This window comes from Streptomyces luteireticuli (assembly GCF_041519305.1).
Taxonomy (GTDB): domain Bacteria; phylum Actinomycetota; class Actinomycetes; order Streptomycetales; family Streptomycetaceae; genus Streptomyces; species Streptomyces luteireticuli.
The window spans coordinates 4,084,364-4,103,779 of the sequence record NZ_CP167927.1; the positions used below are offsets into that span (position 1 = coordinate 4,084,364).

Annotated in this window: 21 protein-coding genes; 6 read left to right on the forward strand and 15 right to left on the reverse strand. The window is 70.0% G+C overall.

All coding sequences use genetic code 11. The features are described from left to right. Positions 1-29: 29 nt before the first annotated feature. The 4 genes from AB8735_RS18065 to mqnC all read right to left on the reverse strand — a co-directional run bounded on the left by AB8735_RS18065 (position 30) and on the right by mqnC (position 3,671). Positions 30-728 carry a demethylmenaquinone methyltransferase gene (locus tag AB8735_RS18065; protein WP_372408426.1) on the reverse strand — a complete coding sequence of 233 codons (699 nt, stop codon included), beginning with the start codon at positions 726-728 and terminating at the stop codon, positions 30-32. 386 nt (positions 729-1,114) lie between these two features. After that, positions 1,115-1,732 (reverse strand): Uma2 family endonuclease, encoded by a 618-nt coding sequence (locus tag AB8735_RS18070; RefSeq protein WP_344021577.1) that lies wholly within the window; start codon positions 1,730-1,732, stop codon positions 1,115-1,117. Between the two features lie 89 nt (positions 1,733-1,821). Further along, on the reverse strand, positions 1,822-2,457 hold the full coding sequence (locus AB8735_RS18075) for a hypothetical protein (protein WP_372408427.1): 636 nt from the start codon (positions 2,455-2,457) through the stop codon (positions 1,822-1,824). Positions 2,458-2,459: 2 nt separating this feature from the next. Further along, a complete protein-coding gene (mqnC, locus tag AB8735_RS18080) occupies positions 2,460-3,671 on the reverse strand; it encodes a cyclic dehypoxanthinyl futalosine synthase (RefSeq protein WP_344021581.1) in 1,212 nt (403 codons plus the stop codon). 294 nt (positions 3,672-3,965) lie between these two features. Between mqnC and AB8735_RS18085 the strand changes: the two genes are divergently transcribed. Together AB8735_RS18085 and AB8735_RS18090 are read left to right on the forward strand one after the other, a co-directional pair. Beyond that, positions 3,966-5,084 (forward strand): alpha/beta hydrolase, encoded by a 1,119-nt coding sequence (locus tag AB8735_RS18085; RefSeq protein WP_372408429.1) that lies wholly within the window; start codon positions 3,966-3,968, stop codon positions 5,082-5,084. A 139-nt stretch (positions 5,085-5,223) separates the two neighbouring features. After that, on the forward strand, positions 5,224-6,321 hold the full coding sequence (locus AB8735_RS18090; protein WP_344021585.1) for an alpha/beta hydrolase-fold protein: 1,098 nt from the start codon (positions 5,224-5,226) through the stop codon (positions 6,319-6,321). 65 nt (positions 6,322-6,386) lie between these two features. Here AB8735_RS18090 and AB8735_RS18095 read toward each other — a convergent pair whose 3' ends face one another. Then, positions 6,387-7,280 carry a menaquinone biosynthetic enzyme MqnA/MqnD family protein gene (locus tag AB8735_RS18095; protein WP_372408431.1) on the reverse strand — a complete coding sequence of 298 codons (894 nt, stop codon included), beginning with the start codon at positions 7,278-7,280 and terminating at the stop codon, positions 6,387-6,389. Between the two features lie 284 nt (positions 7,281-7,564). On the opposite strand from AB8735_RS18095, the gene AB8735_RS18100 reads away from it, so the two are divergent. Then, on the forward strand, positions 7,565-7,768 hold the full coding sequence (locus tag AB8735_RS18100; protein ID WP_004943697.1) for a cold-shock protein: 204 nt from the start codon (positions 7,565-7,567) through the stop codon (positions 7,766-7,768). 319 nt (positions 7,769-8,087) lie between these two features. Here the strand turns inward: AB8735_RS18100 and AB8735_RS18105 are convergent, their stop codons facing one another. The 6 genes from AB8735_RS18105 to AB8735_RS18130 form a co-directional block, all read right to left on the reverse strand. Next, entirely contained in the window at positions 8,088-8,750 is a 663-nt protein-coding gene (locus tag AB8735_RS18105; protein ID WP_344021592.1) for a TetR/AcrR family transcriptional regulator, read from the reverse strand. 154 nt (positions 8,751-8,904) lie between these two features. Next, positions 8,905-10,248 carry a dicarboxylate/amino acid:cation symporter gene (locus tag AB8735_RS18110; protein ID WP_372408434.1) on the reverse strand — a complete coding sequence of 448 codons (1,344 nt, stop codon included), beginning with the start codon at positions 10,246-10,248 and terminating at the stop codon, positions 8,905-8,907. Between the two features lie 419 nt (positions 10,249-10,667). Next, positions 10,668-10,949, reverse strand: coding sequence for a DUF4229 domain-containing protein (locus tag AB8735_RS18115; protein WP_344031858.1), 282 nt, complete (start codon positions 10,947-10,949; stop codon positions 10,668-10,670). A gap of 65 nt (positions 10,950-11,014) precedes the next feature. Beyond that, positions 11,015-11,530, reverse strand: coding sequence for a GNAT family N-acetyltransferase (locus AB8735_RS18120; RefSeq protein ID WP_344031860.1), 516 nt, complete (start codon positions 11,528-11,530; stop codon positions 11,015-11,017). An 84-nt stretch (positions 11,531-11,614) separates the two neighbouring features. Beyond that, entirely contained in the window at positions 11,615-12,778 is a 1,164-nt protein-coding gene (gene mqnE / locus AB8735_RS18125; RefSeq protein WP_344031862.1) for an aminofutalosine synthase MqnE, read from the reverse strand. A gap of 52 nt (positions 12,779-12,830) precedes the next feature. Next, positions 12,831-13,286 (reverse strand): Lrp/AsnC family transcriptional regulator, encoded by a 456-nt coding sequence (locus AB8735_RS18130; protein ID WP_344031864.1) that lies wholly within the window; start codon positions 13,284-13,286, stop codon positions 12,831-12,833. Between the two features lie 121 nt (positions 13,287-13,407). Between AB8735_RS18130 and AB8735_RS18135 the strand changes: the two genes are divergently transcribed. Then, the gene (locus tag AB8735_RS18135) at positions 13,408-13,554 is read left to right on the forward strand and encodes a hypothetical protein (protein WP_344031868.1); all 147 of its coding nucleotides are present in this window, start codon (positions 13,408-13,410) and stop codon (positions 13,552-13,554) included. On the opposite strand, the gene AB8735_RS18140 is transcribed toward AB8735_RS18135, so the two are convergent. The 3 genes from AB8735_RS18140 to AB8735_RS18150 are packed head-to-tail and all read right to left on the reverse strand — an operon-like array spanning position 13,551 to position 16,648. Further along, positions 13,551-14,246 carry a UbiX family flavin prenyltransferase gene (locus tag AB8735_RS18140; protein ID WP_344031870.1) on the reverse strand — a complete coding sequence of 232 codons (696 nt, stop codon included), beginning with the start codon at positions 14,244-14,246 and terminating at the stop codon, positions 13,551-13,553. The genes AB8735_RS18135 and AB8735_RS18140 overlap by 4 nt on opposite strands. Before the next feature lie 51 nt (positions 14,247-14,297). Beyond that, the gene (gene mqnP, locus AB8735_RS18145) at positions 14,298-15,200 is read right to left on the reverse strand and encodes a menaquinone biosynthesis prenyltransferase MqnP (protein WP_344031873.1); all 903 of its coding nucleotides are present in this window, start codon (positions 15,198-15,200) and stop codon (positions 14,298-14,300) included. Further along, the gene (locus tag AB8735_RS18150) at positions 15,197-16,648 is read right to left on the reverse strand and encodes a menaquinone biosynthesis decarboxylase (RefSeq protein ID WP_344031875.1); all 1,452 of its coding nucleotides are present in this window, start codon (positions 16,646-16,648) and stop codon (positions 15,197-15,199) included. The genes mqnP and AB8735_RS18150 overlap by 4 nt, the downstream gene beginning before the upstream one ends. Positions 16,649-16,735: 87 nt before the next feature. On the opposite strand from AB8735_RS18150, the gene AB8735_RS18155 reads away from it, so the two are divergent. Then, positions 16,736-17,059: a PLD nuclease N-terminal domain-containing protein gene (locus AB8735_RS18155; RefSeq protein WP_344031877.1), complete on the forward strand. Its 324-nt coding sequence runs from the start codon at positions 16,736-16,738 to the stop codon at positions 17,057-17,059. A 225-nt stretch (positions 17,060-17,284) separates the two neighbouring features. Further along, a complete protein-coding gene (locus tag AB8735_RS18160) occupies positions 17,285-18,712 on the forward strand; it encodes an alkaline phosphatase family protein (protein WP_372408437.1) in 1,428 nt (475 codons plus the stop codon). A 117-nt stretch (positions 18,713-18,829) separates the two neighbouring features. Here the strand turns inward: AB8735_RS18160 and AB8735_RS18165 are convergent, their stop codons facing one another. Then, positions 18,830-19,363 (reverse strand): SRPBCC domain-containing protein, encoded by a 534-nt coding sequence (locus tag AB8735_RS18165; RefSeq protein WP_372408438.1) that lies wholly within the window; start codon positions 19,361-19,363, stop codon positions 18,830-18,832. Between the last annotated feature and the right edge of the window lie 53 nt (positions 19,364-19,416).

The following is a 19,416-nucleotide window of genomic DNA, read 5'->3' on the forward strand; positions in this document are numbered from 1 at the left end:
ACCGAACGTCAGTTCCCGGAAGCCGCCGTTCACTCGGCGGGCTTGAAGCCCCGGTGCAGCGCGACGATCCCGCCCGTCAGGTTCCGCCAGGCGACCTTCGACCAGCCGGCCTTCTGCAGCCGCGCGGCGAGCGCCGACTGGTCGGGCCAGGTGGAGATGGACTCGGCGAGGTAGACGTACGCGTCCGGGTTGCTGCACACCGTGCGCGCGATCGGCGGCAGCGCGCGCATCAGGTACTCCGAGTAGACCGTGCGGAACGGCGCCCACGTGGGGTGGCTGAACTCGCAGATCACCACGCGCCCGCCCGGCCTGGTCACCCGCAGCAGCTCGCTCAGCGCGGCGTCCGTGTCGTGCACGTTGCGCAGCCCGAAGGAGATCGTCACCGCGTCGAAGACACCGTCCGCGAACGGCAGCCGCGTGGCGTCACCGGCGGTCAGCGGCATCCAGGGGTGGCGCTTCTTGCCCTCGCGCAGCATGCCGAGCGAGAAGTCGCAGGGGACGACGTAGGCGCCGTCGGCGCTGAAGGGGATCGACGAGGTGCCGGTGCCCGCGGCGAGATCCAGCACCTTCTGCCCGGGACGGGCCTCGACGGCCTTCGCGACCGCCTTGCGCCACAGCCGGGCCTGGCCCAGCGAGATCACATCGTTGGTGAGGTCGTACTTGGCCGCCACGTCGTCGAACATCGCGGCGACTTCGTGCGGCTGCTTGTCCAGGGAGGCTCGGGTCACTCCCCCATTGTTCACCCTCGGTCGAACCCTCCCGTCACAGGGGGCTCTGGACGGGTACGGCCGCCCCGGATCGACGACCGCTCCGCGGTGCGGACTGCGCTCTTCCTGTGGGCCCCCGCCCCCCAGGACCACCGGCCTTCCCCCGTCTCCCCGCCGCCCGTCGGCGGCGCGGACCGCGCCGGTGGTGCGCGTCCTTACGGCCGGCCGGTCCAGCGGTGGCCGGGCCCTCGAAGTCGCACCGCGGAGCGGCCGGAGCGGCCGTCCCCGCGGTGATCATCCTGCCGGGCGGGAGCGGTGGGAGGGGTTCCTCTTGACGGGGCTCTGATGTGGGGGTTCGGGGCTCTTACGGATCGTTGACGGCGAACCCGGCAGAGTCCTCGCCCTGTTCAAAACCTGAGCAACGCCGTCAGATCGATCTCCATGGGGAACGGCAGCTCCGTGACCAGCTTCTCCCGATGCACGGGGTGCAGGGGCGCCGGGATGTACGACCGCTCCTCAACAGGAAGCCAGAACTCGTGCACGGCCAGCCGCCGGTCTTCCTCCAGCTCGATGCGCCAGTAACTGGGCACGCCGGACTCGGCGTACAGAGCGGGCTTACGAATCCGGTCGTCGCTCCTGGAGCCCGTCGAAACCACTTCCACCGCCAGCTTCAATTTGCTGACCGGAGTGCACTCCGTGGAGAAAAGGTCGACTCCCTCGATGTCGTAGACGCTCACGTCGGGCTTTCGGACATGGTCATCGGCCAACTTCACGCACCGCTCGACATTGACCCCGTACGCGGCGGGCGCCGCGTCCTCCAGCTGACGGCACAGCCTGTCCCGCACGTGGTCGTGCCAGAGCATGGTTTGTCCCCGGACCACGATCACTCCGTCCACGAGTTCCCAGTCGAAGGGCAGCTCCAGTTCCTTCACCTGGTCGAAGGTCCAGCCATCGCCAGGCGGGAACATCCAGTTCTCCGGCGTGGCGAGTACCCCAGGCCGATCGATTGTCATCACTGCTCCCATGGACGCGAGTGTGGACGCGGACGCGAATCGCGATCCCACATACGACGGTAGCCTCACCCGAAGTAATGAAACGGGCTTCCGCGCCGGTCTCACCGCCCCCGGAACACCAGCCGCCCCGCCAGCACCGTGGCCACACACGTCCCCGCCCCACGCGCGATCAGCGCCGCCTCGTCGGGAACGTCGAAGGCGGCCAGGTCGGCCCGGCCGCCGACGGTCAGCGGGCCCGCGACGGCACCGGCCAGACCCCCGGCACCCGCGAACGGATCGAGATCCGGCTCCGTACCCGGCGCCCCGGCGCCCGGAAGGGCGCGCAGCCCGGAGCGCGCCACCGCCGTCCGCACCACCGGATCCGTGAAGTCCCCGGCCACCGCCGTCGTCCCGTGCCGCAGCATGTGCTGCAGACCGCGCCGGACGCTGCCCGCCCAGCGGGTCTCGCTCATCTCCAGGGCCGCGAGGCGCTCACCGGTCAGCGGGCGGTCGCCCACCGCCTCGTACTCGCGCGGGTCGGGGTGGTAGGTGCGCTCCAGCAGCGCCCCGCCGTGCCACTGCCGCAGCCCCGGCGTGATCACCCCCGGCCACCGGCGCACCCGTGCCCCGGGATGCGCGGCGGCCACCTCGTCCAGCGGTCCGAGCGCCGCGACGGCCGCGCCGTCGACGGCGACCGCGCCGTCCGGAAGGACGTCCGCGCCGGTCAGCAGCAGCCCCGCCGCGTGGATCGTCAGCACGCTCAGCGCGCGTCGAGCAGCTTGAGCTCGGGGTGGGCCGTGCCGCCCTCGATCGCCGTGGACGACAGGTGGGAGACCACGCGGTCGTCGACCGGGTCGTTCGCCGGGTCCTCGTGGACGACGAGGTGCTCGTACGTCGTCGCCCGCTGCGCCGGGACGCGGCCCGCCTTGCGGATCAGGTCGATGATCTCCATGCGGTTGGATCGGTGCTTGGCGCCGGCCGAGGAGACGACGTTCTCCTCCAGCATGATCGACCCCAGGTCGTCCGCGCCGTAGTGCAGCGACAGCTGGCCGATCTCCTTGCCCGTGGTCAGCCAGGAGCCCTGGATGTGCGCGACGTTGTCCAGGAACAGCCGCGCGATGGAGATCATCCGCAGGTACTCGAAGATCGTCGCCTGGGTGCGGCCCTTGAGGTGGTTGTTCTCGGGCTGGTACGTGTACGGGATGAAGGCGCGGAAGCCGCCCGTGCGGTCCTGCACGTCGCGGATCATCCGCAGGTGCTCGATCCGCTCGGCGTTGGTCTCGCCGGTGCCCATCAGCATCGTGGAGGTCGACTCGACGCCCAGGTTGTGGGCCAGCTCCATGATCTCCAGCCAGCGCTCGCCCGACTCCTTCAGCGGGGCGATGGCCTTGCGCGGCCGCGCGGGCAGCAGCTCGGCGCCGGCGCCGGCGAAGGAGTCCAGGCCGGCGGCGTGGATGCGGCGGATGGCCTCCTCGGCGGAGACGCCCGAGATGCGCGACATGTGCTCGACCTCGGACGCGCCGAGGGAGTGGATGACGAGCTGCGGGAACGCCTTCTTGATCGCCGAGAAGTGCTCCTCGTAGTACTCCACGCCGTAGTCCGGGTGGTGCCCGCCCTGGAACATGATCTGTGTGCCGCCCAGTTCCACGGTCTCCGCGCAGCGGCGCAGGATGTCGTCGAGGGGCCGGGTCCAGACCTTGGGGCTCTTCGGTGCGGCGTAGAAGGCGCAGAACTTGCACGCGGTGACGCACGAGTTCGTGTAGTTGATGTTGCGCTCGATGATGTACGTCGCGATGTGCTCGGTACCCGCGTACCGCTTGCGGCGCGCGGCGTCGGCCGCCGCGCCCAGCGCGTGCAGGGGAGCGCTCCGGTAGAGGACGAGCGCCTCCTCCGGGGTGATCCGGCCGCCGGCGGCGGCGCGGTCGAGGACGGCCGCGATGTCAGAGGGCGTGAGGTCGGCGTTCTCCGTCACCGTGCGTCCCTTCGGAGGGGGTTTCGTCAGTCCGAGCCAGCCTACGCGGCCGTCGGGCGCGGGTGCGGGCGAGGGGGGCGTCACCGGTGGCGGAGGGGTGCCGTCCGCGCCGGGCGGGAGGGCGGGCGCCCCGGGACCTCCGCCCCGTCCGGGCCCGGGCCATCGGGCCCGATTTTCAGCCTATGACTCAATTCATGGGCCCTCCCAGGAACCCGCGTCCCGCATTTGCCCATCCACTAGGACGGAACAAACCGTCATGTCCTTCGGGGCAGCAGAACCGTCCGGAGCGACGCGATGACGCACTCAGCCAACGGGGCCTACCGGTCCCAGGGCCACCGCCGGGCCTCCCGCGCCAAGCGCTGGACCATAGTGGTGGCCTCCATAGCCGTGCTCGGGCTGATCACCGGCGGGGTGCTCAAGTACTTCGAGATCGGCCCGTTCTCGCACAAGGGCGACCCGGTCAGCTTCGGACAGGACGTCCCGGCGAACGGCACCGGCGGCGGCCAGGCCGGCGGCAACGACGGGGCGAAGCCGGCCGCCGACTCCAAGGTCGCGATGCCGACCGGCCCGAAGGCCGAGTTCAAGAACGCCAACACGCTGAGTGACGGCACCGAGATCGGCGTCGTGACCTACGCCGGCAAGAAGTCCGGCTTCACCGGCAAGGTGTGGGTCTGGGCCCCCAAGCAGTACCAGGACCCGCAGTACAAGAACAGCGGCTTCCCCGTGCTGATCGCGCTCCCCGGCGGTCCGGGCTTCCCCGTCAACTACTGGATGGGCACCGACCTGGGCCTGGAGTCGAGCGTCGCGAAGTGGTCGAAGGACGGCACGAGCAAGCCCTTCATCATCGCGATGCCGGTTCTCAACCCGAAGAACGCCGACCCCCTGTACTGGGACGGCAGTGACATCCCGGGCCAGCCCAAGATGGGCACCTGGCTCACCGAGGACGTCCCGCAGCTGATCAAGGAGAACTTCCGGACGATCAAGTCGCGCGACGGCTGGGCCTTCATGGGCTCCTCCACCGGCGGCTTCGCGGGCCTGAAGGCCGTGCTGAAGCACCCGGACAAGTTCAAGGCCGTGATCGCCTCCGGCCCGGACATCGTCCCCGACTCCCGCCTGTGGAACGGCCACCCGAAGGAGATGGCGGAGAACAACCCCGAGGTCCTCTCCAAGAAGCTGATCGCCAAGGGCGGACCGGACGTCTACCTCGCCTTCCAGTACGGCACCCTTGAGGGTTCCGTGAAGCCCAAGGTCGACAAGTACATCGCCACATACGGCAACAAGGGCCCCATCCACACCCACCTCCAGGTCATCCAGGGCGGCAAGCACGACGCCAAGACCTATGTGAAGGGCATGGACGAGGGCAGCATGAAGTGGATCAGCGGCCAGATCGTGGGGCCGATCCCCGCGTCCTGACCGAGCCGGTCGGACCGTGCCCGGCCGGGCACGGTCCGACCGCACAGCAGCCGCCGGGCCCCGGGAGCCCCGCCGGGCTCCCTCCGTCCGGACCGACCGTCATGTCCTTCGGGACAGGAGATACGTCCAGAGGGACAGGATGAGCCAGTTGACCAACGGTGCCTACCAATCCCGGGGCCGTCGCCGGGCCTCCCGCGCCAAGCGCTGGACGCTCGTCGCGGTGTGCATAGCCCTGCTCGGCGCGATCGCCTACCCGGTCCTCGACTACTTCGAGGTCTTCTCGGACAAGGGCGACCCGATCAGTTTCGGCCAGAACGACGGCAAGGGCGGGGAGCAGAAGGCCGGTTCGAAGGCGCTGATGCCGCTCGGCCCGGACGCCGGCTTCAAGGTCTCCGGCACGGTCCCCGAGGACGGCAGCAAGATCGCCGTCACGACGTACCAGGGCAAGAAGTCCGGTTTCAAGGGCAAGGTGTGGGTCTGGGCCCCCAAGCAGTACGACGACCCGGCGTACAAGGACAAGGGCTTCCCCGTGCTGATCGCGCTGCCGGGCGGCGCGGGCTTCCCCAACAACTACTGGATGGGGACCAACCTCAAGCTGCAGTCCTCCATCCAGAAGTGGGCGGACGAGGGCAAGAGCCTGCCGTTCATCATCGCCATGCCGGTGCTCAACCCCGAGAACCACGACACCGACAAGAACGACCCGACGCCGGGCCGCTACTGGGACGGCAGTGACATCCCGGGCCAGCCCAAGATGGGCACCTGGCTCACCGAGGACGTCCCGCAGCTGATCAAGGAGAACTTCCGGACGATCAAGTCGCGCGACGGCTGGGCCTTCTTCGGCTCCTCCACCGGCGCCTCGGCCGGGCTGAAGTCCGTGCTGCAGAAGCCGGACAAGTTCAAGGCCGTGATCGCCTCCGGCCCGGACATCGTCCCCGACTCCCTGCTGTGGAAGGGCCACGAGAAGGAGCGGGCGGACAACAACTCCAAGGTGCTCGCCCAGCGGCTGATCGCCAAGGGCGGCCCCGAGGTCTACCTGGGCCTCCAGGTCGGCTCCAGCGAGCCGGTGAAGCCGCCGATCGACGCGTTCTTCGCCAAGTACGGCAACAAGGGCCCGGTCAAGGCGAAGTACCACGTCATCCAGGGCGGTCAGCACAACGCGGCGACCTATGTGCCCGCCATGGAGAACGGCGGCCTGATCCAGTGGATCAGCGAGCATATGCAGAAGCCGGTCGCCTGACGCCCGCGGAAGTCCGCGCCACGGAGCCCCGGCCCCCGAACAGGGGCCGGGGCTCCGGCCGTTCCTCAGGACCCCAGCAGGTCCACCCGGACGTCCGCCGGGTAGCCCGTCGTCGGCCCCGTGCGCCGGGCGAACTCCGCCACGCCCTCCAACTGCGGGGCGCCGAAGCGGAAGTCGAGCGTCGTGAAGTACCGCTCCAGCAGTTCGGCGTCGAACGCCTCCCAGCGCGCGGCCTGTTCGGCCACCTTGCCGACCTCCTCCAGGGACAGATCCCGGGAGGCCAGGAACGCCTCGTGGACCTCGCGGACCATCTCCGGCTCCCGGGCGAGGTAGTCGCGGCGCACGGCCCACACGGCGAAGACGAACGGCAGCCCCGTCCACTCCTTCCACATCAGCCCCAGGTCGTGGACCTGCAGGCCCAGCTTGGGCGCATAGTGCAGCGAGGCCCTCAGCGCGGCGTCGCCGATGAGCACGGCGGCCTCCGCCTCCTGCATCATCTGGCCCAGGTCCGGCGGGCAGGTGAAGAACTCGGGCTGCACCCCGATGCGCTCGGTGAGCAGCAGCTGCGCCAGGCGCACGGAAGTGCGCGAGGTGGACCCGAGGGCGACGCGCGCCCCGTCCAGCTTCTCCAGCGGCCCCTGCGAGACGATCACGCAGGACATCACGGGTCCGTCGCAGCCCACGGCGATGTCGGGGAGCGCGACGAGTTCGTCGGAGTGGCGCAGGTACTCGACCAGCGTCACCGGGGCGATGTCGAGGTCCCCCCGAACGAGGGCCTCGCTGAGCTTCTCGGGGGTGTCCTTGGACAGTTCCAGGTCGAGCAGCGTCCCGGTCCGGGCGAGCCCCCAGTACAAGGGCAGGCAGTTGAGGAACTGGATGTGGCCGACGCGCGGACGGCTGCGGTGCCCCCGTCGCGGCGCTCGGGCTGGGGTCGGTGCGTCAGGTACGGAATTGTCCACATCCGGAGGCTAGCCCCGTCGCTCGCGATCACCCCGGGCGGGGTCCGGCCCGTTCCCGCCCGACCGGCGAGCTTTTCCGGCTTTGCTCGGCCGAAAACCCACCTTGAGCGTGATCTTCAACTCTTTCGCGGTGAGAAGGCTCCGTGCTACGCTCGCCGCAAGTTGCAGTTTGGTTTCCCTTGCAGTACAGAGCCTGCGGAGCATGTAACCCGCAGGCTTTTGTAGTTTTCAGACTTCTCGCAGGTTCTGGAGCAGGGCAACCCTTTGGCCCATAGGAGGGCTTTATGGCTACCGGAACCGTGAAGTGGTTCAACGCTGAAAAGGGCTTTGGCTTCATCGCCCAGGACGGCGGGGGCCCCGACGTCTTCGTCCACTACTCCGCGATCAACGCCTCCGGCTTCCGCTCCCTCGAGGAGAACCAGGCGGTGACCTTCGACGTCACCCAGGGCCCGAAGGGCCCGCAGGCGGAGAACGTCACCCCCGCCTAAGCTGGAACCGGACGCACATCGCGACCGACGCAGTACCCAAGGAGCCCCGTCCGACGGACGGGGCTCCTGCTGTTTGATCAGCACGCCCATCGATCATGAGTGCGGTGATCGGGCAGCCGTATTCGCTTTTCTTCCCCTCCGGCCGGCGCATTCATCCACCGGCAATGTTTAACAGCGCCTTAACGGTTTCCGCACATCATGTCGATTTTGCCGACACGGTGTTCGAGATCAAGGGTGTTTTGGAAGGGCTCCTGCTCCGCCCCGCCCCGCCCCGGAGGTCCGAATTCCAGCCCGCCCGGGGGTGCGGCCGACCTCCACGTCAGCCGCCGGACGGCACCTCGCGCACGGCCGGCCAGCGCCGGCCGCTCACCAGGTTCTCCAGGCCCACCCACGCCACGTTCATCAGCGTCTCCGCCGCCTCCCGCGCCGACGGGACCGCCCCACCGCCGAGCCCGTCCGGTCCGTGCGCCCCGATCGCCCGGTCCGCGAGCGACTCGGCCGCGCCCACCAGCGCGTACGCCAGGCCCGACGCCTCGCGCCCGTCCAGCGGCGGGGCGTCCGGGGCCACCGCGGCGGCCTCCTCGATCAGCCCGACGATGACGTCGACCACGCCCTCGCGCAGCTCCGCCACGACGCCGGCGAACGGCTCCCCGTGGGAGCGGGCCTGGCGGCTGAGCACGGCCCAGCCCTCGGGGTGTTCGGCGGTGTGCGCGAAGAAGGCGCGCAGGCCGTTCCAGAGGCGGCGCTCGGCGGGGTCCTCCGGCCGGGCCGCGGCCCGCACGGCCGCGAGGAGCACCTCGGCCTCGCGCCGGATGCAGGTGCCGAAGAGGTCCTCCTTCGAGTTCAGATAGAGGTAGACCAGCGGCTTGGACGCCCCGGCCAGCTCCGCGATCTCGTCCATGGACGCCGCGCTGTAGCCGCGCCGGGCGAAGACCCGCACGGCCGCGTCGCACATCTGGCGCTCGCGCACCTCCCGGGGCATCCGCCTGGCCTTGGGCTTCGTCTGTGCGGTGGTCACATGTGCAGTGGTCACAACAAACATCCCTCCGCCCCCGCTACATTACCGGCAGGTAATATCACGGAGGGGAGGGACGTCAAGGGTGGCCATCAGGCCGTAACGATCACTTGGCGAAGGTTTACGCCGTGGTCACCGCGGCCGGCTGCGGTGCGACCTCGTCCCGGTCCAGACCGGACGCGGAGACGTTGTCGTACGCGGTGCGGTCGAGGATCTTCTCCCGCGAGGCCACGATGATCGGGACGACGGACTGGCCGGCGACGTTCGTGGCCGTGCGGACCATGTCCACGATCGGGTCGATGGCCAGCAGCAGGCCCACGCCCGCCATCGGCAGGCCCAGCGTGGACAGCGTCAGGGTGAGCATCACGGTCGCGCCGGTCAGGCCCGCCGTGGCGGCGGAGCCGATCACCGAGACGAAGGCGATGAGCAGGTAGTCCCGCAGTTCCAGCGGCACGTCGAAGACCTGCGCCACGAAGATCGAGGCGATGGCCGGGTAGATGGAGGCGCAGCCGTCCATCTTGGTCGTCGAGCCGAAGGGCACGGCGAAGGCGGTGTACTCCTTCGGCACGCCGAGGCGCTCGGTGACCTTCTGGGTCACCGGCATCGTGCCCACCGAGGAGCGGGAGACGAAGCCCAGCTGGATGGCGGGCCAGGCGCCCTTGAAGAACTGCAGCGGGTTGACCTTGGCGACGGTGGCCAGCAGCAGCGGGTAGACGACGAAGAGGACGATGGCACAGCCGACGTAGATGTCGGCGGTGAAGGTGGCGTACTTGCCGATCAGGTCCCAGCCGTACTTGTGGATGGCGTGGCCGACCAGGCCGAGGCTGCCCAGCGGGGCGAGCCGGATGACCCACCACAGCACCTTCTGCAGCAGCTCCAGCACGGACTCGCTGAGGTCCAGCAGCGGCTTGGCCTTCGCGCCGACCTGGAGGACGGCGACGCCGGCGACGGCGGCCATGAAGACGATCTGGAGCACGTTCAGCTGGGTGAACGGCGTGATGACGTCGGTGGGCACGATCCCGGTGATGAAGTCGAGCCAGGAGCCCTTCTTCTTGGGGTCGCCGCCGTCGGCCGCGGTGAGGCCGGTGCCCGAGCCGGGGTCGGTGAGCAGGCCGATCGCCAGGCCGATACTGACCGCGATCAGCGACGTGATCATGAACCAGAGCAGGGTGCGGGTCGCCAGCCGGGCGGCGTTGGAGACGTTCCGCAGATTGGTGATGGACACCAGGATCGCGAAGAAGACGAGCGGGGCGATCACGACCATCAGCAGCTGGACGAAGATGTCACCGATCTTGTCCAGGGTGGTCTGCAGCCAGCCGATGTCGCCACTGCGGGCGGCCCAGCCGAGCAGGGCGCCGAGCACGAGACCGAGCAGGATCTGGGCCCAGAAGGGCACCTTGGGTATCCGGCCGAGGGCGGAACGCGGCCCGGGGGACGGGGCCTTGGCGGGGGGCGTCGATGACAACGGAAACTCCGGGGACAGACGGGACGAGAAGAGGGCGCGGGGCGCCGAAGGTCCGTACGTGCGGGATCTCCGGCCGCGTGGTGCAGATCGGCGGCGTTGCGCGAATCAGCTGCGACAACAGGCCGCGGACAGACAGCGGCAAAGATCGACGTGCAGGCGCGCCACGAGCGCGGGACTCATGGGGGTTCGGTGCGCTGCTGCTGTCTTCATGTCGATACGTTAACACTGCAACTTTGAGGAACCCAAAGGGTCTCTTTGGGTTCCGGCACGTTCCTGACACCAAAAAACGCGCCGGTGGCCGGGCGGGGAACAGTTGCTCCCCGCCCGGCCACCGAACGCGATGTGATGAATAACGCCCTTGTGTCCGCTTCGCCCTCCCCTTCCGGGACCTTCCGGGACCTTCCGGGAAGAGCGGGCGCTCAGTCCTCCTGGCCGGCGTTCGCCGTGATCCGCGCCTTGGTGCGGTCGACGCGCTCGGCGACCTGCTCGGCCATCGCGTCCCGCTGCTTGCGCAGCAGCACCCAGCTCAGCGGCGCCGAGATGACGAGCGCGAGCAGCACCATCCAGAAGATGTTCGAGCTGCCGATGCCCAGCGGGACCACCCGCGCCCAGCAGAGCACCCAGACGACGGCGAAGCTGGCGATGAGCAGGCCGAATCGCAGTGCGGTGTAGCGGAGCGAGGCGTACTTCTGGCTACTCACGGACGGACCTTCTTCGTAGGCGGCGACCAAACGGCTCCTACCAGTCAAGCACGGCGAGGAGTGGATCAGGCCAGGGGGAGCCACATCTGGATGTTGTCGCGGTAGTCGTCGCCGAACCGCAGCGCGCCGGGCAGCCGCCCGGCCTCCTTGAAGCCGGCCCCCTCGTAGAAGCGCTCGGTGCCCGTGCCGCCGCGCACCTCCAGGTGCAGTGCCTCCAGCCCGGCGTCCCGGGCCATGGCGACGACCTCCTCGATCAGCCGCCGGCCCCGGCCGCCGCCCTGGAGCGCGGGGTCCACCATCACCAGGATGACGGTGGACCAGTGCGCCGACTTGTAGTCGTCGTTGGGCCTGAGGAACGCGGTGGCGGCCAGCCGTCCGTCCTCGTACCCGGCGAGCATCCGCACCGCCCCGGCGGCCACCGAGTCGGCCCGCTCCCGGGCCGCCGGGCGGATCTGCCCCTCGGTCACCGGCGGCATGAAGCCGACGGCGCCACCGGCCTGCGAGACGTCGAACCAGAGCCGGAAGAACTCCTCACGAAGCTCCGGGGTCATCTGCGGGTCACGGACGAAGGTAAGAGACATGGGGGCGATGCAACCATTACCGCCCCGAGGGGCGCAAGAGAAAACCCCGGTGCGGGCACCGGGGTTGTCACATCGGACGACGGATCAGAACCGCATCGGCTGCGGCGCCTCGCGACGGTCGGCGTCCGGGCCCTCGTACTCCCGGATGACCTCGTAGCGGGTGTTGCGCTCGGCCGGCCGGAAGCCCGCGTCGCGGATGAGCTCCAGCAGGTCGTCGCGGGTCAGCTTGTTCGGCGTGCCGTAGTTGTCCGCGTCGTGGGTGATCTTGTACTCGACGACCGAGCCGTCCATGTCGTCGGCGCCGTGCTGGAGCGCGAGCTGCGCGGTCTGCAGACCGTGCATCACCCAGAAGACCTTGACGTGCGGAACGTTGTCGAACAGCAGCCGCGAGACCGCGAAGGTCTTCAGGGCCTCCGCGCCGGTGGCCATGGAGGTCCGCGCCTGGAGCCGGTTGCGGATCTTGCCGTCCTTCATGTCCACGAAGTCGTGCTGGTAGCGCAGCGGGATGAAGACCTGGAAGCCGCCGGTCTCGTCCTGCAGCTCGCGCAGCCGCAGCACGTGGTCCACCCGGTGGCGCGGCTCCTCGATGTGCCCGTAGAGCATCGTGCACGGACCCTTGAGGCCCTTCTCGTGCGCGAGGCGGTGGATGCGCGACCAGTCCTCCCAGTGGGTCTCGTGGTCGACGATGTGCTGCCGGACCTCCCAGTCGAAGATCTCGGCGCCGCCGCCGGTCAGCGACTCCAGACCGGCGTCGATCAGCTCGTCGAGGATCTCGGAGGCGGGCATCCCGGAGATCTTCTCGAAGTGGTGGATCTCGGTGGCGGTGAACGCCTTCAGGGAGACCTGCGGCAGCGCCTCCTTGAGCGCCTTCAGCGAGCGCGGGTAGTAGCGCCAGGGCAGCGTGGGGTGCAGGCCGTTGACGATGTGCAGCTCGGTGAGGTGGTCGTTCTCCATGGCCTTGGCCAGGCGGACGGCCTCCTCGATGCGCATCGTGTACGCGTCCTTCTCGCCCGGCTTGCGCTGGAACGAGCAGTAGGCGCACGAGGCCGTGCACACATTGGTCATATTGAGGTGCCGGTTGACGTTGAACAGCACGGTGTCGCCGTTCTTGCGCGTGCGCACCTCATGGGCCAGACCGCCGAGCCAGGCGAGGTCGTCGGACTCGTAGAGCGCGATGCCGTCCTCGCGGGTCAGCCGCTCACCGGCGCGAACCTTCTCCTCCAGCTCACGCTTGAGCCCCGCGTCCATCCGCCTCGCCTCTCCTCGTCCGTACAGCCCCGTCGAGCCTACTCCCCCGCCCTCAGATGCCCTCGGGCAGCTCTCCCACCCGGTTCTCCCACTTGGTGGAGAGCACGATCGTGGTCCGGGTCCGGCTGACGCCCTTGGTCCCGGACAGCCGGCGGATGGTGCGCTCCAGCCCGTCCACGTCGCCGACGCGCACCTTGAGCATGTACGAGTCGTCGCCCGCGATGAACCAGCAGTCCTCGATCTCCTCCAGGTCGCGCAGCCGGCGCGCCACGTCCTCGTGGTCGGCGGCGTCGGAGAGCTGGATGCCGATCAGGGCGGTGACCCCCAGCCCCAGCGAGGCGGCGTCGACGGTCGCGCGGTAGCCCGTGATGACCCCCGCGGACTCCAGCCGGTTGATCCGGTCCGTGACGCTCGGGCCGGACAGGCCGACGAGCCTGCCGAGCTCCGCGTACGAGGCCCGGCCGTTCTCCCGGAGGGCCTGGATGAGCTGCCTGTCCACCGCGTCCATGGCTGGAACCTTTCAATAATCAGCGAACTTGCCGTCTTGCATGTAGAATCTAAGGCATCGGGGGTTCGATACCCCGAAAATCTTTCACCGAACGTTCATGGCACCAACGATCCTTCAGGAGATGAACCCCGTGTACTCGATCGAGATGGCCTACGCCCGCATGCGTGAGCTGCAGGACCTGGCCAACCGCTCGCGTGCCCACCTGCCCGCCGCCGTCCGCCGCGCCGAGGCCGCCGAGGCCCGCGCGCGCCGCACGAAGAAGCGCTAACCCCCCTCCGGGGAGCGACCGCCACCCAGCTCCCCCTTCCACCGGCGGTAGAAGCGGTGCGGCACCCCCGCCGCGTCCAGTACCCGCCCGGCGACGAAGTCCACGAGATCCTGGATGTGCGTCGCCCCCGCGTAGAACGCCGGAGAGGCGGGCAGCACGATCGCGCCCGCCTCGTCGAGCGCCACCAGCTGCTTGAGCGTCTGACCGCTCAGCGGGGTCTCCCGCACCGCAACCACCAACGGCCGCCGCTCCTTGAGCGTCACGCTCGCGGCCCGCTGCAGCAGATCCTTCGACAGCCCCAGCGCCACACCCGCCACACAGGCCGTGCTCGCCGGGACGATCAGCATCCCCTTCACCGGGTACGAACCCGACGACGGCCCGGCCGCCAGGTCCCCGGCCGCCCAGTGCCGCACCCGTGAGACGTCGGGCTCGAACGTCTGCGGCTTCCCGTCCGCGCCCATGGCCAGCCAGGTGCGCAGGTCCTCGCGCCAGTGCGCGTCCCGGAAGGCGATGCCGGTCTCGTCCAGCAGCGTCAGCCGCGAGGCCCGGCTGACGACCAGGTCCACGTCCTCACCCGCCGCCAGCAGCCCCCGCAGCACGGCGGCGGCGTACGGCGTCCCGGACGCGCCGGAAACGCCGACCACCCAGGGCCGGCGCTCCGGTTGTTGCGTTGCGTGTTCGTACGGCTCCACGGGGCCGAGCCTAACCGGACGGGCCCGCACGCCGTGTCCGGCGGTCCGGGCCTACAGGCCCAGGCCCCGCACCAGCAGGTCCAGCAGCGCACACACGAACAGGGCAATGCCGATAAAACCATTGACGGTGAAGAACGCCCTGTTCAACCGCGACAGGTCGTGCGGCCGCACCACCGTGTGCTCGTAGACGAACGCCACCGCCACCACGGTCATGCCCACCCAGAAGAACGCCCCGGCGTGCGTCGCCAGCCCGTACCAGACCAGCAGCGCCGTGGTGATCACGTGACAGACCCGGGCGCCGTACAGCGCGGCCGGGATCCCGAAGCGGGCGGGGGTCGATTTCACGCCATGTGCGCGGTCGGCGGCCACGTCCTGGCAGCCGAAGATCAGGTCGAAGCCGCCGATCCAGACACCCACCGCGAGGCCCAGGATCACCGCGTCGCCCGACCACGACCCCGTCACCGCGAGCCAGGCGCCCACCGGGCCCATCGCCTGGGCCAGGCCCAGGATCGCGTGCGGGAAGTCGGTGAAGCGCTTGCCGTACGGATAGACCACCATCGGGATCACCGCGATCGGCGCCAGCGCCAGGCACAGCGGGTTCAGCAGCCCCGCCGCGCCCAGGAAGAGGACCACCGCCACCAGGGCGCCGGTCCAGGCCGAGCGCACCGAGACCGCCCCGGTGACCAGTTCGCGACCCGCCGTGCGCGGGTTACGGGCGTCGATCTCGCGGTCGATGATGCGGTTGCAGGCCATGGCGAAGGTGCGCAGGCCCACCATCGCGACGGTGACCAGGAAGAGCTTCCACCAGTCGACGCGCCCGTCCTTCTGGAACATCGCCGTCAGGGAGGCGATGTAGGCGAAGGGCAGCGCGAAGACGGAGTGCTCGATCATCACGAGCCGGAGGAAGGCGCGGGTGCGCCCCGGGCTCGGCGCGGCCGCGGCGGAGGCGCTCACAGGCCGTACTCCTTCCAGCGCCGGTCGACCTTCGCGGCCGTCTCCGGGTCGGAGACGACCATCTCCGGCCAGCCCCCGTCCCGTGTGTAGCCCTCCTCGGGCCATTTCGCCGTCGCGTCGATGCCGGCCTTGCCGCCCCAGAACTGCTGGTACGAGGCGTGGTCGAGGTGGTCGACCGGGCCCTCGACGACGGTGAGGTCGCGGGCGTAGTCGACGTTGCCGAGCGCGCGCCAGGAGACCTCGTGCAGATTGCGGACGTCGCAGTCCGCGTCCACGATCACGATCAGCTTGGTCAGCGACATCATGTGCGCGCCCCAGATCGCGTGCATCACCTTCTGGGCGTGCTTGGGGTACTTCTTGTCGATCGAAATGACCGCGCAGTTGTGGAACCCGCCGGACTCCGGCAGGTGGTAGTCCACGATGTCCGGCACGACGATCTTGAGCAGCGGCAGGAAGAAACGCTCCGTCGCACGGCCGAGCGGGCCGTCCTCCGTCGGCGGCCGGCCGACCACGATCGACTGGAGCAGCGGGCGCTTCCGCATGGTGACGCAGTCGATGGTGAGCGCCGGGAAGTCCTCCTGCGGCGTGTAGAAGCCGGTGTGGTCGCCGAACGGCCCCTCCGGCAGCATGCGGCCGGGCTCCAGCCAGCCCTCCAGGACCACCTCGGCGTTGGCCGGGACCTGGAGCGGGACGGTCTTGCAGTCCACCATGTCGACCCGCTTGCCCTGGATGAAGCCGGCGAGCAGGTACTCGTCGATGTCCCCGGGCAGCGGCGCGGTGGAGGCGTAGGTGACGGCCGGCGGGCAGCCGAAGGCGATGGCGACCGGCAGCCGCTCCCCGCGCTTGGCCGCGACCTGGTAGTGGTTGCGGCTGTCCTTGTGGATCTGCCAGTGCATCCCGATGGTGCGCTTGTCGTGGCGCTGGAGCCGGTAGAGGCCCAGGTTGCGGACGCCGGTCTCGGGGTGCTTGGTGTGGGTGAGACCGAGGTTGAAGAAGGAGCCGCCGTCCTCGGGCCAGGTGAAGAGCGCCGGCAGCGCGTCGAGGTCCACCTGGTCGCCGGTGAGGACGACCTCCTGGACGGGCGCGTCCTTCACCTTGCGCGGCGGGACGTGCGCCATCGCGCCCAGCTTGCCGAAGGCCTCCCGGAAGCCGACGAAGCCCTGCGGCAGCTCCGGCCTGAGGAGCCCGCCGATCTTCTCGCCGATCTCCTCGTAGGACTTCAGCCCCAGCGCCTTGAGCAGCCGCCGGTCGGTCCCGAAGACATTCATGGCCAGCGGCATCGCCGACCCCTTGACGTTCTCGAAGAGCAGCGCGGGACCGCCGGCCTTGTTCACCCGGTCGGTGATCTCCCCCACTTCGAGGTGGGGGTCGACTTCGGCCTTGACGCGCTTGAGGTCACCGTCGCGCTCGAGTGCTCTGAGGAACGAGCGGAGATCGTCGTAAGCCATGCGTTCCAGTATCGAGCACGCACTACGCTGGCCTTGTCACGGGGCCGCGGCGCGGCCCGCAGCCGCACTCCGGGGGTCCGTCGGCCAATGCTCAGGTATCTGCCGTTCCTGCTGGTCCTGGCCCTGTGGATCTACTCCTTCATCGACTGCCTGAACACCCCCGAGGAAGAGGTCCGCAAGCTGCCCAAGGCGGCATGGGTGATCATCATCCTCCTCTTCGGCGAGGTGCTGCTGGGCCCGGTCGCCTGGTTCGCGGTCGGCCGCCCGCGCGCGGCGGCGGACGCGTACGGACGGCGGGGCTCCGCCGGCGCGGCCGGTGGCGGCTGGGTGGCGCCCGACGACAACCCCGAGTTCCTCCGCTCCCTGGGCAAGGACCGCAAGCCGGGCGCCGACGGCGACGACCGCGGCTGAGCGCGACGGGCCCGTTCGGGGGTTCCGGCTCCTCCCGACGGCCCAGCGGGTCATCCCTCGATCGGGTAATACGATCAACCCATCGACGCTCTCCTGTTCGCCAACTCCCCTCCTTTCACGGCCATTTGACAAGCCGTTCATCCGCACCCCCCTGCCCCCGGCACTGCCGGGCCGGAAGAGTCGTAGCGGCCACACTGTGGCCTGACACGACCTCAGGGAGGGTGCATGCCCGAGTTCATGAGCAGGCGAAGACTCCTCGGATCCGCCGCCGGTGCCGCCGGTGGTGCCGCGCTGACACTGCTGCCGCCCAGTGTGCAGCGGGCCGTGGCGGCCGGCCCGGCCGGGCGGGGGTCCCTGAGGGACGTCAAGCACGTGGTCATGCTGATGCAGGAGAACCGGTCGTTCGACCACTACTTCGGCACCCTCAAGGGCGTGCGCGGCTTCGCCGACCCCGACGCCCTGCGGCTCTCCACCGGCCGGAGCGTCTTCCACCAGCCGGACCCCGAGAACCCCAGGGGCTATCTGCTCCCCTTCCGCCTCGACACCCGCCGCACCAGCGCCCAGGCCATCCCCTCCACCAGCCACGCCTGGGGCGTGCAGCACGAGGCGTGGAACGGCGGGAAGATGGACCGCTGGCTGCCCGCGCACCGCAAGGCGGACGGGAAGAACGGGCCGTACGTGATGGGGTACCACACCCGCGAGGACATCCCGTTCCAGTTCGCCCTCGCCGAGACGTTCACCCTCTGCGACGCCTACCACTGCTCGGTCTTCGGGCCCACCTGGCCCAACCGGCTCTACTGGATGACCGGCACCATCGACCCCGGCGGCGGCCACGGCGGCCCGGTCATCAGCAACACCATGCCGTCGCCGTACCGCTGGACCACCTATGCCGAGCGGCTGCAACGGGCCGGTATCAGCTGGCGGGTGTACCAGCAGGAGGACAACTACGGCTGCAACATGCTGGAGTGGTTCCAGCGCTTCCGGGACGCGCGGCCCGGCGACCCGCTGTACGAGCGCGGGATGCGGCGGCTGCCGGAGGGCACGTTCGAGGACGACGCCCGCAACGACCGGCTGCCCGCGGTCTCCTGGATCATCCCGACCGGCCCGGCGTCCGAACACCCGGACTCCCTGCCGGCCGCCGGGGCGGACTTCGTGGCGAGGAAGATCGAGGCGATCGCGGACAACCCCAGGGTGTGGGCCAAGACCGTCTTCATCCTCAACTACGACGAGAACGACGGCCTCTTCGACCACGTCCCGCCGCCGGTGCCGCCGACGGGCACGAAGGACGAGTTCGTCGGCGGACTGCCGATCGGGGGCGGCTTCCGGGTGCCGTGCCTGATCGTCTCCCCCTGGACGGTGGGCGGCTGGGTGGCGGGCGAGCCCTTCGACCACACGTCGGCGCTGCGGTTCCTGGAACGGTGGACGGGGGTGCGCGAGCCCAACATCAGCGCGTGGCGGCGGAAGACGTTCGGCGACCTGACGTCGGCGTTCGGCTTCGGGGCGCCGACGCGGCGGGTGCCGCGGCTTCCGCTGGACACGGAGCGGGAGCTGGAGGAGGCGCGGTGGGAGGTGTCGCACCTGCCCAGGCCTTCGCTGCCGGGCGCGACCCAGCGCTTCCCCGAGCAGGAGCGGGGGCGGCGGCCGCGCCGGTGAGGGTGTTTGCCCCCGCCCCGCCCTTTCACCGTTTCTTGCGCGCTGCCGCGCGGGTGTCCTCAAGCTCCCCGGAGGGGGCAACCCCCAGACAGGCTGGTTCAGCCCGTCCGGCGCGGACTAGGGGAGCTCCCGCTTCCCCTCCCCGTACTCCCTCCGCAGCTCCCGCCACCGCTCCACCGACCACGTCGGCCAGTCCGCCGGATGCCCGGCCAGCGCCTGGAGCAGGTACTCGAAGTGGTGGTGCCAGCCCGCCAGGCAGTCGAGCCGCTCGTCGTCCGTGCCCGGCATCTCGTTCGTGAAGTGCAGCAGCGTCCCGCCGACGCTCGCCGGTGCCCGTTCCAGCTCGAAGCGGATCCGGCCGTGGACCTCGACGGTGTACTCGGCCACCGAGGGCGGCTCCCAGGCCGTCACGCGGCCGGGCGCGACCGTCCCGGTGCCCTCCGGCCCGGCGGCGTTGAGCCAGCGCAGCGTGATCGCCCCGCCCTCCCGCCGCTCGAAGGGCTCCGCCGCGGCCAGCCACGCCGGCAGGCCCTCGGGCGTCGCGACGGCGTCCCACACCCGCTCCTGCGGGTACGGCAGGGACAGCTCGTAACGGAGCGTGTGGACGTCGCCGTGGGTCTCCGAGGCCCCGTACGGGGACGGTATCTCCATGGGTCCAGCACAACACGACGGCCCGTCGTCCGCCTCTCGGACAACGGGCCGTC

What these genes read in the sequence shown, in the direction of transcription:
- AB8735_RS18070 (WP_344021577.1), bottom strand. Translation starts at nt 1,732, where the DNA reads ATGGGAGCAGTGATGACAATCGATCGGCCTGGGGTACTCGCCACGCCG.
- AB8735_RS18085 (WP_372408429.1), top strand. Translation starts at nt 3,966, where the DNA reads ATGACGCACTCAGCCAACGGGGCCTACCGGTCCCAGGGCCACCGCCGG.
- AB8735_RS18090 (WP_344021585.1), top strand. Translation starts at nt 5,224, where the DNA reads ATGAGCCAGTTGACCAACGGTGCCTACCAATCCCGGGGCCGTCGCCGG.
- AB8735_RS18100 (WP_004943697.1), top strand. Translation starts at nt 7,565, where the DNA reads ATGGCTACCGGAACCGTGAAGTGGTTCAACGCTGAAAAGGGCTTTGGC.
- AB8735_RS18105 (WP_344021592.1), bottom strand. Translation starts at nt 8,750, where the DNA reads ATGCCCCGGGAGGTGCGCGAGCGCCAGATGTGCGACGCGGCCGTGCGG.
- AB8735_RS18120 (WP_344031860.1), bottom strand. Translation starts at nt 11,530, where the DNA reads ATGTCTCTTACCTTCGTCCGTGACCCGCAGATGACCCCGGAGCTTCGT.
- mqnE (WP_344031862.1), bottom strand. Translation starts at nt 12,778, where the DNA reads ATGGACGCGGGGCTCAAGCGTGAGCTGGAGGAGAAGGTTCGCGCCGGT.
- AB8735_RS18130 (WP_344031864.1), bottom strand. Translation starts at nt 13,286, where the DNA reads ATGGACGCGGTGGACAGGCAGCTCATCCAGGCCCTCCGGGAGAACGGC.
- AB8735_RS18135 (WP_344031868.1), top strand. Translation starts at nt 13,408, where the DNA reads ATGAACCCCGTGTACTCGATCGAGATGGCCTACGCCCGCATGCGTGAG.
- AB8735_RS18150 (WP_344031875.1), bottom strand. Translation starts at nt 16,648, where the DNA reads ATGGCTTACGACGATCTCCGCTCGTTCCTCAGAGCACTCGAGCGCGAC.
- AB8735_RS18155 (WP_344031877.1), top strand. Translation starts at nt 16,736, where the DNA reads ATGCTCAGGTATCTGCCGTTCCTGCTGGTCCTGGCCCTGTGGATCTAC.
- AB8735_RS18160 (WP_372408437.1), top strand. Translation starts at nt 17,285, where the DNA reads ATGCCCGAGTTCATGAGCAGGCGAAGACTCCTCGGATCCGCCGCCGGT.
- AB8735_RS18165 (WP_372408438.1), bottom strand. Translation starts at nt 19,363, where the DNA reads ATGGAGATACCGTCCCCGTACGGGGCCTCGGAGACCCACGGCGACGTC.